The following is a 12,570-nucleotide window of genomic DNA, read 5'->3' as shown; positions in this document are numbered from 1 at the left end:
ACCATGTGAATCTAGACACGAGCCCGCTCGCCGTCAATAGTCGAATGGAGATCGAGTTCCTGCCCGCTGCACGCGTCAGGCGTCGGCGACGCCTCGCAGGTGGCGCGCCACCTGCGCAACTGCCTCGTCCGTCTTGGTGAACACGCCCACTTCGGTGAAGAAGCCGTGGAACACGCCCGCATAGCGGGTCAGGGTCACCTCGACGCCGTCGCGCCGCAGCCTTTCGGCGTACGCCTCGGCGTCATCGCGCAGCGGATCGACCTCGGCAGTGAGGACGAGCGCCGGGGGGAGGTCCCGCAACGACGCGGCGCGCATCGGGGCCGCGTAGTGGTCGACCTCCCCGGTGCAATCCGGGCCGATGTACTGCTCCCAACACCAGCGGGCATCCTTACTGGTCAGCAAGGGTGCGTCGGCGAACTCCATCCAGGACGGGCTGGCGAACGTGTCGTCGACGGCGGGGTAGACCAGCACCTGCGACACGGGCCGGGCGAGTCCGAGATCGCGGAGCTTGAGGCACAGCGCGGCGGCGAGACCGCCGCCCGCCGAATCACCCCCCACGGCAATCGTGTCCGGATCGAGGCCGAGGCCCGGGGCCGACCGCCGCAGCCAGGCGAACGCGTCGAAGCAGTCGTCCAGCGCCGCGGGATAGGGATTCTCCGGTGCGAGTCGGTACTCCAGCGAGAACACCGCCCAGCCCGATCGGGCGGCGATCGCGCGGCAGACCTCGTCCACCCCGTCGAGGGTTCCCAGGACGAAGCCGCCACCATGCAGATAGACCAGCGTCGGCCGTGGGCCGGCGCCCGGCGGCGGACCGTCCGGGTGGTACAGGCGTGCACCGATCCCGCCGGAACGGGTGGCAACGATCAGGGATTCGACCTGGTCGAGAGGGGTGAGCGGCCGTTCGGGCGGGGGTGTCGCCAGGGTTTTCCGCGCCACTTCGGCGCCCAGTTCACGTACGGGTTTCCTGAGGGTCTCGGCGATGAATCGCGCCACCGACCGCGCATCGGGGTCCAGCCGCTCCCAGTACGGGGGCTTCGCTTCATTCACTGTGTGGCCTCTCCGAAGTCATTGACAGGTCGCGACCTGTACCCCACCATCCTAGTCACCTGATCTAGTCAATTGACCATGACGATCACGGTCCATCCGAGATCCGAAGCAGCCGATGCACGGCGCACGTGATCTCCCGAAGTCGAAAGGACCGACGGATGACCGAAACCACGACGGCTCCCGCGGCGCCCGGCGCACCAGCGGCAACCGAGGTCGACGTAAGGATCGAGGACGACGCGACTCCCCTCGTCCGGCTGATCGGCCGCACCCTGCGCGATTCCGCTCGTGCGGGGCACGCCCACCTGGTGCTGCGGAGGCCGGCCGGCACCGTGGCGATCCGGTCCCATGACACGCCTCAGGCTGCGACGATCACCTTCGGCGACGGCGTCTCGGTCTCCAGCGGAGTCCTCGTCGAACCCGATGCCACGATCACCGTCGATCTGAACGCCCGGTTCGCCCCCGTCGCCGCCCCGTCGGGTGACGCCGAGCTCGCCGCGGACGCGCTGCTCGCGCTGTCGCCCCCGGTGCCGGACTGGCAGACGGCGGCCGCGCACTTCTGGAGTGCCGCGCGCTCCGTGCCGGGCATTCCGGACGTGCTCATCGCGGTCACCGAGGGCCCCGACGGCCTGGAACAGCTCGTACTCGGCGAGGGCGCGACGCACTACCTGATCGCCGGAGCCCCCGAGGCGCTCGCCGGAGTGTTCTCCGGAGCCGACGACCTGCTCGCCGTGCTCTCCACGGGTGCGCTCGGCATCCAAGGCACCATGTCCCAGCTGTCGGTCATGGTCGGCGCTTCCTGGAAGGTTCGTTTCGATGTCTGAACTCACCATGCCCGCCAACGGCGTCGACCGCGGCGAGGAGGCCGTTCGAGCCGTTCGGCTGGAGGCGACGAACCACGAGGGATCGTTCCTCGGCAAGACGCTGACCCCGAAGAAGTTCGCCTCCGGCATGGACTCGGGTTTCGCCTTCGCCGATCTCCTCTTCGGGCTCGACCTCGGCAACGCGCCGGTCCTCGGGTTCGCCTTCCCCGACTGGCGCGGACACCTGAACGACGTCTACTTCCGTCCCGACATGTCGACGCTGGTCGAGTGGGAGCCCGGGCGCCAGGCCGTGATCGGCGACTACTGGCTGAAGGACGGCAGGCCGGTTCCGATCTGTCCGCGCAACCTGACGAAGAAGATGACCTCGCGACTCGCCTCGCTCGGCTTCACCGCGACGGTCGCCGTCGAGATCGAGGCGACCGTCTTCGAGGAGTCCATCCACGAGGCGCGTGCCCGCGGATACCGCGACCTGACACCGCTCGGCGGGAGCGCGGGCACGGCCTATCACCTGGCGAAGTCCAAGGACTGGACCGGTTACATGAACGCCGTCGCCGATCGGCTCTCCGCGGTGGGCATCGAGTGGGAGGCCTGGAGCGACGAGGACGCCGCCGGCCAGATCGAGATCAACCTGGCGCCCGGCGACCCGCTCGCGGTCTGTGACGCCTGGGCACGGACTCGCCAGATCATGCGCGAGGTCGCGTTCGACCTCGGCCGCACGGTCACCTTCATGGCCAAGCCCACCGCGGGCTACGGGCAGGCCTCGCACATCAACCTGTCCCTCCAGCACAACGGCGTCAACGCGTTCTACGCGGAGGAGGGGCCGTCGGAGACGATGCGCCATGCCGTCGGCGGTCTGCTCGCGACGATCGAGGGCAACACCTCGATCGTGCTCCCGCAGATCACCTCGTACCGACGCCTGGTGGACCTCAGCGGCCCGCCGGTCACCGTCAGCTGGGGCATCAGCAACAAGACCACCGCGATCCGGGCGGTGTGCGGACACCCGTCGTACTCCCGTCTGGAGTACCGGGTCCCCGGCGCCGACGCCAACCTGTACCTCGCGCTCGCCGGTGTGCTGGCCGGTGTGATCGCGGGTCTGGAACGCGAGATCGAACCGCCGGAGCCGGTCGCGGAGATGGCCTGGTGCATGCCGCCCGGGGAGATCACCCGGCTGCCGGACACCATCACGCAGGCCGCCGCCGCCCTCGAAGCGGACCCGATCCTGCGCGACCTCCTCGGCTCCGAGTTCGTCGACTACTGGATCGGTTCGCGCCGGTGGGAGTGGATGCAGTTCCACACCGCGGGCGGCGATCCGTCCGCCGACCTCTCCGCGTGGGAGTCCGCCCGCTACTTCGAGCTGCCGTGAGCGCCGTGGGAGAGGGGTCGGCCGCGGTACGGCCGTTGATCGGCATCACCGGCCGGCGGATCCGGCTGGACCTCATCAAGGGAGCGGACCGGCGGTACGGCGATCGCTGCGCCGACAGCTACATGGCCGACTACGCGATCCGGATCGCGCGGGCCGGCGGTCTCCCCGTGCACCTCTCGTACGAGACGGACGCGGAGGCGGTCTGCCACTGGCTGGCCGGCGTGGTCATCACCGGAGGGCAGGACATGCACCCGGCGTGCTGGGGAGGAGACACCTCCGTGGTCCGTGACGTCGACCCCCGTGCGGACCCGATGGTCCACGACGCCGACCGGGACGCGTACGAGCTGGCGCTCGTGCGCGCCGCGCTCGACCGCGGGATTCCGGTGCTCGCCGTGTGCCGGGGCATGCAGGTCCTCAACGTCGCGCTCGGCGGCACGCTCGTCGCCGACCTTCCTCCCGGTGAGGTGCGGCACCTGTCGCAGGAGGCCGCGCTCACCGACGGCACGGACGATCACCTCGTGACCTTCGAGGCCGGCTCGATCGTGGCAGGACTCTTCGGAGCGCGGGCCGTCACCAACTCGTGGCACCACCAGGCCGTCGACCGCTGCGGCACGGGGCTCCTCGTCACGGGCCGGACGGCCGACGGAGTGGTCGAGGCGGTGGAGCTTCCGGACGCACCGGTGCTGGGAGTCCAGTGGCACCCCGAATGGATGGAGAGCGACGATCCGACGATGACGTGGGTCGTCGAGGAAGCTCTCAAACGCCTGTGAGAAGCCGGCCCGAGTGCGCGCCGACGGATGACGCACTCGGGTCCGAGCGGGGCACGGCGCGGACAGCGCTCAGGCGAGCTTCACGGCCAGCCACGCGTCGAACACGTCGACGACGGTCTGCGCCTGCTGCGCGGCCCGGGAACGGTCGCCGTACGTCAACCAGTTCACGACGAACCCATCGGAAAGGGTACCGATGACATAGCCGATCTCGTCGATCGTCTCGGGCGGGACGTTCTGTCCGGCGGCCGCTCTCGCGAGGATCGATCGCACCACGTTGAACGCCTCGTTGTAGACGGTCACCGCCGGATGCTCTTCCTGGCGCTGCGCCCAGCTGATCAGCTCGAAGCTCGCGGACGCGAATTCCGGGTCGGACTCGAGATACCAGTCGAGGACGCCCCGGAGCATCGCACGCGCGGTCACGACCAGGTCGCCGTGCACGTCGTTCTCGATCAGAACCTCGCGGTACCGCTCCGTCAGCCTCTCGAAGACGGCCGTGAACAGCAGCTCCTTGGTCTGGAAGCAGTAGTGAAGGGTCGCAAGCGGAGCGTTCGCCTGTTCGGCGATCCGGCGGGTCGTGGCACCGTCGACGCCGCGGCTCGCGATCACCCGGATGGCGGCGTTCACCAGCTCATCCCGCCGCTCGGCCGCTGGTACGCGTGCCACATCTACCCCCTGGTGAAGTTGGACGATTGATCAAGTCAGCGTCCAGGTTACCAGGCGGTAAGTCCATATCGACCCGCGTGCCGACCCCTCCGCAAAATAGTTGGTCATATGACTTGATCGTACGACCGCAATGAAGAAGCATGGCTCCCACCCCTCGCGAAGACCCCGTGTGGCCATCAGCCCACACGACGAGGGCTCGCCGGCAGCCATCTGCGCCCGGCGAGCGGCGGCGGACCGCTCGCTGCGTTCTGACTCGTTCGAATCGCCCGGCTCGGGCCCCGTGGGGCGACACCCCGACTCGCAGCCTTCGGCGGAGATCCGGATACCGAAGAGACCTCAAGGAACCGAGGAAAATGGCACTCAGAGAACTGCTTTTCCTGCTCGCCGACGTCTGGATGATCGCCGTCGGATTCACCTTCGGGTGGAAGTTCATCCGGAACTACGGGAACTATCTTCTCGGCCTCGAATGGATCATCGTCGCCACCTCCGGGTCGAACTTCTTCGTCTACGCGGCCGTGGGGGCCACCGAGGAAAGCCCGATGTACACCCTGGCCTTCTTCTTCGATCAGTTCTCACGGTCGGTCGGCATCACGCTGATTCTCGTCCTGGGCCTGATGCGCGTGACGCACCGGTACAAGCCGTCCGTGGGGACGGACGTCGGGGTGTTCGCGTTCGCCACCGCGGTCGGCCTCGCTCTGCTGCTCTTCGGCGAGCGGCTCGGTACGGGGGTCGCGATCTTCCTGATCGCCGTCAACGTCCTGACCACCCTGTTCCTGATCTATTTCTCGAAGCGCCTCTGGGCGATCGGCGCGAAGGGGTGGGCCGTCGGCGCGGGGCTGGCGACCGCCGCCGGCTGCGTCATCGCGTGGACGTACGACTTCGTCCACATTCCGGGCGACGACGAGGCGCACACCCTCTTCTACATCGGCGCGCTGAGCACCTGGGGCTTCCAGATGTTCACGTACTACTTCGCCTACCGCGCCCTGCACCGCCACAACGAGTCGGTCGGTGCCGAACCGGACCTGCGCGAGCCGAGCCGAGCCGACGCCTGACCATCCGCGTTCAAGGCGGCGAAACGACGGACGACGTCCCATGCAGAGAAAGCAGCCGTGGTCGTGAAAGAAACACCTCAGCGGGAGGAAGACGTGACTTCTCGCCGTCCTCAGCCGGCCGTCAGGCCCGAGCGGATGGGAGAGGCCCCGCCCACCGCGACGCTGACCGAATTGCTGGCGGAGCGGACGCGGCGATCACCTGACCGTGAGTTCCTCCGTTTCGAAGACGCGTCGTGGACCTTCGCGGAGATCGACGCCTGGACCTCCAGGCTGGCGCATCGGCTGATCGAGGTCGACGGCGTCCAGCCGGGTGATCGTGTCGCGATCATGCTCCCGAACGTCGTGCAGTGGCCGGTCGTGTGGCTCTCCGCACTGAAGGCCGGTGCTGTGGCGGTACCGGTCAACTCCTCGTACAAGCGGGCGGATCTCACCTTTCTCCTGCGGGACTCGGGAGCCCGGGTCGTGTTCACCGACCACGAGCGGGTGGGCCTCGTGAAGGAGGTCGTCGACGTCGAGGCCGACTTGACGGACCTCCGCGTCGTCGACGTCGCCGACGACGGGTCCGCGGCCTTCCCGGCGACCGCTCCGGCGCTGCGCCCCACCGCCGAGACCCTGGCGAACCTGCAGTACACGTCCGGCACCACCGGTTTCCCCAAGGCGTGCATGCTCACCCACGACTACTGGGTGCGGCTGGGCTGGACCTGCGCGGCGGGGACCGGCCTCGGGCCTGACGATGTCCTGCTCACCGCCCAGCCGTTCTCCTACATGGATCCGCAGTGGAACACCGCGCTCGCCTTGACGGTCGGGGCCCCGCTGGTCGTCCTGCCGCGCTTCTCCGCGTCGGGCTTCTTCGCCGATGTCCGCCGCCATCGAGCGACGTTCTTCTACGTCCTCGGATCCATGCCGACGCTGCTCTTCAAGCAACCGCCGGGCCCCGACGACCTGGACAACCAGCTGCGTCTGGTGCTCTGTTCGGGCATCCCGACCGGGATCCACGCCCAGCTGGAGGAACGCTGGGGCGCGCCCTGGCGGGAGATCTACGGCATGACCGAGTCCGGCGTCGACCTGTTCGGTCCCGTCGGGGACACGAGCTGCGTCGGGAGCGGGAACCTCGGGATTCCGGTGCCGACGAAGCGGGTCCGTGTGGTCGATCCGCAGGGGGGCGATCTCCCCGACGGCGAGCCCGGAGAGCTGATCGTCTCGGGTAAGCCGATGATGCGCGGCTACTGGAACCGGCCGGAGGACACCGCCAGGGTGCTGCGGGACGGCTGGCTGCACACCGGCGACGTCGTCGTCCGCCGGCCGGACGGCGGCATCCGGCTGGTCGGCCGGATCAAGGACATGGTGCGCCGGGGCGGCGAGAACATCGCGTGCGCCGAGGTCGAGGCCGCCCTCGAACGTGACGGGGAGGTCACGGCCGCCGCCGTCGTCGCCGAACCCGACGAGATCTTCGGGGAAGAAGTCAAGGCATTCGTCCAGTTGTCCGCCGGGGTGGCGGCGGACCGTACGACCGCCGCGCGGATCGTCGACCGGGCGGGCCGGCAGCTCGCCCGCTTCAAGGTCCCGCGCTACGTCGAGTTCGTCACCGGCTTCCCGCGGACGCCCTCCGAGCGCGTGTCCAAACCAGCGCTCAAGGCCCGCGCCGCGGCGGAGCCCGGCATCACCTTCGACCTGGGCGGCCGGCGCGGGACCGGCGGCGGGCCCGCCGCGCCCACGGACTCCCTCGGCATCGACGTCGTCCGAGGCGTGGCGGTCCTGACCCTGCGCCGTCCGGAGAAGCTGAACGCCCTGGACGTCGCCACGCGGCTGCGGCTGGCGAGCGCAGTCCGGGAAGCGGGCACCGGCGAGAACGTGCGCGGGGTCGTCCTGACCGGCGAGGGCCGGGCCTTCTCCGCGGGCGAGGACCTCCGGTCCGTGCCCACCTCGTACGCGGAGCTCCGTACGGCCTTCGAGAGCTTCCACGACATCACCCGGGCCATCGTCCAGACGCGGGTACCCGTCATCGCGGCGGTGAACGGCCTGGCGGTGGGCGGCGCCTCGGAGATCACCCTCTGCTGCGACTCCCGGATCGGAACTCCGGCGACGGAGTACTACCAGCCGGAGAACGGCCGCGGCATCACGATCTCGAACGCGTCGAGCCTGCTGCTGCCCCGGATCGTCCGGAACCACGCGATGCGCACGGTCCTCGGCTCGCCGCGGATCGGAGCCGAGGAGGCCCTGCGGATCGGCCTCCTGGACGAGATCGTCGCGCCCGACGAACTGCTCGACCGCGCCGTCGACCTGGTCGTCGAGTGGACACCGGAGAACAACACGACGGCGCTCCACCTCGCGCTCCTGCGGCCGCGGCTCGACGAGATCGAGCAGGCCTTCGCCCGGGAGGACGACGCCGCCCGGAAGACCTGGGAGAGCGGGGTGTTCAGCGCCGGCATCGAGGGCTTCTGGACCGCCAAGGACGCTCGGGAATAGCTGCGCCACAGGGGCCGGAACGGCCCTTCCCTGAAGAACGACAGAGGAGACGACGTGATCGAGACAGAGGCCGCGGTACTCACTGCGGTGAACGAACCGCTTGAGCTGACCACGATCCAGGTGGACGACCCCGAGCCCGACGAGGTGCGCGTCGCGGTCACGCATGTGGGCCTGTGCCACAGCGACCTGCACTACATGACCGGCACGGTGCCGACCGGCCTGCCCGTGGTGGTGGGGCACGAGGTGGCGGGGGTGGTGGAGGCGATCGGCTCGGCCGTGACCGCACTGCGCGTCGGCGACCGCGTGGTCGGGGCGTTGACGCCGTCGTGCGGCCTGTGCGCCAACTGCGAGGCCGGCCGGTCGACCCAGTGTCAGCGTGTGGCGGAGGTCCGGCGTCGCCCGCGCCCCGCGTTCCGGCTGACGGACGGCGGACCGGTCGAGCGGCTCGGCGACGTCGGCGCCTTCTCGCGCCACACGCTCATGCGGGAGAACGCGCTGGTGCGGCTGGACGAGGCCGTGCCGCTTCACGTCGGGTGCCTCCTGGCGTGCTGTGTCATCACCGGCGTCGGCGCCGTCTTCCGCGGTGCCCGGGTGCGTCCGGGAAGCACGGTCGCGGTGATCGGCTGCGGTGGTGTCGGGTCGGCCGTCATCCAGGGAGCCAGGCTGGCGGGGGCATCGGCGGTCGTCGCGATCGACCTGGACGAGGCACGACTGGAGGCCGCGCGCGGCTATGGGGCGACCCATGTCGTCAACGGCGGCGTCCAGGATGTTGCCGCCGAGGTGCGGAGCCTGCTGGGCGACGGTGTCGACTACTCCTTCGAGGCCGTCGGCTCGGCGCGCACCGCGGCCACGGCACTCGCGGTGCTGCGGCCGACCGGCACCGCGTGCCTGGTGGGCATCGCCCCGGAGGGCACCGAACTCACGCTGCCCGCGTCGGACTTCTTCTTCGGCGAGAAGCGCCTCATCGGCTCGTACATGGGCTCGGGTCAGGTGCGCCAGGACATCACCCAGCTCGCGCGCCTGTACCAGCAGGGGCGGCTGCTGCTCGACGAGATGGTCACGCAGGTGATCCCGTTCGGCGAGATCAACGAGGGCTTCAAGGCGATGCGGAGCGGTGACGTGACGCGGATCGTCCTCGACCTCCAGGCCTGACCGACCACGGATGCAGAGGTGAATCACATGACGAGTGGCGAGACGACGATCCCCCAGCCGGTGAACTACATCGCGGACGCCTGGAGCGACTGCGAGACGGTCCCGGGCGAGTGGAACGTCGACCCGAACACCCGGGAACCGGTGCACCGCACGGTCACGACGGGACCCGGCGACATCGAACGGGCTCTGAAGCACGCCGAGCGGGTGTACAGCGTCGGCCGCTGGGACGACGAGGCCCGCCAGGAGCGCGCGGACACCCTCGAACGCGTGGCCGCGCTCGTCGAGGCCCGAGTCGAGGACATCGCGCGCACCGACTCCCTGACCAGCGGCGTGCCGATCGGCGTCACCCGGAAGGTGGCGGCGTTCCTGCCCGCGAGGATCCGGGCGACGGCGGCTGATCTGCGGAGCATTCCCCGGGTGAGGGCCCTGGCGGCGGGTGGCCGTGACGTCCGCCTGTACAAGGTTCCGTGGGGACCGGCCGCGATCCTCACGCCGTGGAACGGACCGAGCTTCATCCCGGCGGCGAAGGTCGTCAGCGCCGTCGCGGCCGGCTGCCCGGTGATCCTCAAGCCGTCGGAGCACGCTCCGGGCAGCGCGCAGATCGTCGTCGAGTGCTTCGTCGAGGCCGGGCTGCCCGCCGGTGCCCTGCAGCTCGTGCACGGCCGCGGCGAGGTGGGCGCCGCGCTGACCGGTGACCCGCGCGTCAAGGTCGTGTCGTTCACCGGGGGTCCGGCGGCCGGTCGCGCGATCGCCCGGGCCGGTGCGGAGGACTTCAAGGTCCTCCAGCTGGAGCTCGGCGGCAACAACCCCGTGCTCGTCCTCGACGACGCCGACGTCGAGGTCGCCGCCGACGGGATCTTCGAGGGCATGACCAAGCTGAACGGCCAGTGGTGCGAGGGACCGGGCAAGGTCCTCGCGCCCAGGCGCCTGGTGGGGCCGCTGGTCGAAGCGCTGGCCGAGCGCATCTCCAAGGTCGTGGTCGGTCATTCGCTCGACGAGGGCGCCGAGCTCGGCCCGATCTCGAACGCGCCGCACTTCGCGACCCTGCAGAGCCGGATCGAGGGACTGCGTGCCCTGGGGGCCACCGTCCACCAGCCGGCCCGGCTGCCCGAGCTCGACGGCTTCTTCCTCTCACCGGCCGTCGCCGCCGGGGCCGACCCGGCGAAGGCCACCGCGGAGTTGTTCGGCCCCCTCGTCTCCGTGCACGCCGTCGACTCCGACGAGGAGGCGCTGCGCGTCGCGAACGCCCACCCCTCGGGACTCGACGCCTACGTCTTCGGCGGCGACACCGAACGCGCCATCGACGTCGGCTCGCGGGTCCTGGCCGGCGAGGTGCGGATCAACGGCGCGAAGATCGCCGATCTCGGCGACGATTCCGCGCAGAGCTTCTGGGGGCCGTCCGGCATCGGCGGTCACGGCCCGGCCGAGTCGGTGCGTGTGTTCTGCGGAGACCGGGTCGTCGGTGTGGACGCACCGGACCTTCCGCTGTGAAACGCCCGTGAAACGAGCCGCTGCCATGGACCGAACACGGGTGAAGGACGCAGCGGCTGAAGGCTGACGTCTCCGGACCCAGCCGTCGAGATCACCCGACGCACACCCAGAGCCGCTGGAGAACCCTCATGCTCAACCTCTCGATCCTCCTCGAAGACTCCGCCCGCACGTTCCCGGACCGGGACGCGCTCGTGCTCGGCCCGCACCGGCTGTCGTACCGACAGGTGGACGAGGCGGCGAACCAGGTCGCCAACCTGCTGGTGTCCCGGGGCATCCGGCCCGGCGACAAGGTCGCCCTCAGCTGCCCCAACCTCCCCGCCTTCCCCATCGTCTACTACGGCGTGCTCAAGGCGGGGGCGGTCGTGGTACCGCTCAACGTCCTGCTCAAGGGCCGCGAGATCGCCTACCACCTGGCCGACGCGGACGTCTCGGCGTACTTCTGCTTCGAGGGGGCCCCTGAGCTGGCCATGGCCGCGGAGGGCCATGCCGGATACCAGGAGGCCGGAACGGTCGAGCACTTCTTCGTCATCACCGCCGACCCGGAGGCTCCCTGCCCGATCGCCGGCGCCGAGACGCTCGGCCGGGCTCTCGCCGGCATGAGCACCGCGTTCGCTCCGGTGGTCACCGAGCCGAACGACACCGCGGTGATCCTGTACACCTCGGGGACGACGGGGCGGCCCAAGGGAGCCGAACTCTCCCACGCGAACATCATGATGAACGTGCTGGCCGACAACCGGCTGTTCCGCAACGAGCCCGCCACCGACAGCCACGTGGTGTGCCTCCCCCTCTTCCACACCTTCGGCGCGACGGTGCAGATGCACGCCGGGTTCTCGGTCGCCGCGACCTTGTACCTCGTGCCGCGCTTCGCCGCGCGTGAGGTGGTCGAGCTGATGAGCCGCGAGACCATCACGTTCTTCGCGGGTGTTCCGACCATGTGGTGGGGGCTGCTCGACGCCCTCACCGAGGACATCGACGTCCACCGCATCGCCGGGAACCTGCGGATCGGGATCTCCGGCGGCGCGGCCCTGCCGGTCGAGATCCTCAACCAGGTCGAGCAGCGCCTCGGCATCACCGTGCTCGAAGGGTACGGGCTGTCCGAGACGTCGCCCGTGGCCACGTTCAGCGATCCCCGGCTCGCACCCCGGCCGGGCTCGATCGGCGTCCCGATCTGGGGCGTGGAGCTGAAGCTGATCCGGCCGGACTGGACGGAGGTCACCCGGGCCGGGGAGGTCGGCGAGATCGCGATCAGAGGTCACAACGTCATGAAGGGCTACTACAACCGCCCGGAGGAGACGGCCGAGGTGATCCGCGACGGCTGGTTCCGCACCGGAGACCTCGCGCGGCGCGACGAGGACGGCTTCTACTCCATCGTCGACCGCGCGAAGGACCTCATCATCCGCGGGGGTTACAACGTCTACCCCCGCGAGATCGAGGAGGTGCTGCTCACCCATCCCGCGGTGAGTCTGGCGGCGGTGGTCGGTGTCCCGCACGACAGCCACGGCGAAGAGATCAAGGCTTTCGTGATCCCGGCGAAGGACGCTGTCATCACCGCCGACGAGCTCGTCGCCTGGAGCAGGGAGCAGATGGCCTCCTACAAGTACCCCCGCGTCGTCGAACTCGTGTCGAGCCTGCCGATGACCTCCACCGGCAAGATCCTCAAGCGCCGGCTCGTCTGAAGCTCCCACGAACCCCGGACCACCCGAGGCGGTCCCACCCCTCAGCCGCCGTCGTAACCGTCACCGCCC

Annotated in this window: 10 protein-coding genes; 8 read left to right on the top strand and 2 right to left on the bottom strand. The window is 69.8% G+C overall.

All coding sequences use genetic code 11. The features are described 5' to 3' along the window. Positions 1–75: 75 nt before the first annotated feature. Complete coding sequence (locus ACIA8N_RS14370; protein ID WP_055602509.1) at positions 76–1,047, bottom strand: alpha/beta hydrolase; 972 nt, start codon at positions 1,045–1,047, stop codon at positions 76–78. Between the two features lie 158 nt (positions 1,048–1,205). On the opposite strand from ACIA8N_RS14370, the gene ACIA8N_RS14365 reads away from it, so the two are divergent. Genes ACIA8N_RS14365 through ACIA8N_RS14355 form a run of 3 tightly spaced genes read left to right on the top strand, consistent with a single transcriptional unit; the run spans position 1,206 to position 4,001 of the window. Further along, complete coding sequence (locus tag ACIA8N_RS14365) at positions 1,206–1,868, top strand: hypothetical protein (protein WP_030545655.1); 663 nt, start codon at positions 1,206–1,208, stop codon at positions 1,866–1,868. Next, entirely contained in the window at positions 1,861–3,231 is a 1,371-nt protein-coding gene (locus ACIA8N_RS14360) for a glutamine synthetase family protein (protein ID WP_055602508.1), read from the top strand. The genes ACIA8N_RS14365 and ACIA8N_RS14360 overlap by 8 nt, the downstream gene beginning before the upstream one ends. Then, positions 3,228–4,001, top strand: a complete 774-nt coding sequence (locus ACIA8N_RS14355) for a gamma-glutamyl-gamma-aminobutyrate hydrolase family protein (protein WP_055602507.1) — start codon at positions 3,228–3,230, stop codon at positions 3,999–4,001. The genes ACIA8N_RS14360 and ACIA8N_RS14355 overlap by 4 nt, the downstream gene beginning before the upstream one ends. A gap of 69 nt (positions 4,002–4,070) precedes the next feature. On the opposite strand, the gene ACIA8N_RS14350 is transcribed toward ACIA8N_RS14355, so the two are convergent. Further along, a complete protein-coding gene (locus ACIA8N_RS14350) occupies positions 4,071–4,664 on the bottom strand; it encodes a TetR/AcrR family transcriptional regulator (RefSeq protein ID WP_079042178.1) in 594 nt (197 codons plus the stop codon). Between the two features lie 353 nt (positions 4,665–5,017). Here ACIA8N_RS14350 and ACIA8N_RS14345 point away from each other — a divergent pair, with 353 nt between their 5' ends. The 5 genes from ACIA8N_RS14345 to ACIA8N_RS14325 all read left to right on the top strand — a co-directional run bounded on the left by ACIA8N_RS14345 (position 5,018) and on the right by ACIA8N_RS14325 (position 12,501). Beyond that, positions 5,018–5,716, top strand: a complete 699-nt coding sequence (locus tag ACIA8N_RS14345; RefSeq protein ID WP_030545659.1) for a hypothetical protein — start codon at positions 5,018–5,020, stop codon at positions 5,714–5,716. Positions 5,717–5,809: 93 nt separating this feature from the next. Continuing rightward, positions 5,810–8,182, top strand: coding sequence for an AMP-binding protein (locus tag ACIA8N_RS14340; RefSeq protein ID WP_242002527.1), 2,373 nt, complete (start codon positions 5,810–5,812; stop codon positions 8,180–8,182). Positions 8,183–8,236: 54 nt separating this feature from the next. Continuing rightward, entirely contained in the window at positions 8,237–9,334 is a 1,098-nt protein-coding gene (locus ACIA8N_RS14335) for a Zn-dependent alcohol dehydrogenase (protein WP_126931785.1), read from the top strand. Between the two features lie 27 nt (positions 9,335–9,361). After that, entirely contained in the window at positions 9,362–10,825 is a 1,464-nt protein-coding gene (locus tag ACIA8N_RS14330; RefSeq protein WP_055602503.1) for an aldehyde dehydrogenase, read from the top strand. Between the two features lie 128 nt (positions 10,826–10,953). Next, the gene (locus tag ACIA8N_RS14325; RefSeq protein WP_365780945.1) at positions 10,954–12,501 is read left to right on the top strand and encodes a long-chain fatty acid--CoA ligase; all 1,548 of its coding nucleotides are present in this window, start codon (positions 10,954–10,956) and stop codon (positions 12,499–12,501) included. Positions 12,502–12,570 lie beyond the last annotated feature (69 nt).

Origin of the sequence: Streptomyces sp. NPDC051822 (genome assembly GCF_044452745.1) — a bacterium.
Lineage (GTDB): Bacteria > Actinomycetota > Actinomycetes > Streptomycetales > Streptomycetaceae > Streptomyces.
This window is presented reverse-complemented; position numbering and strand designations above follow the sequence as displayed.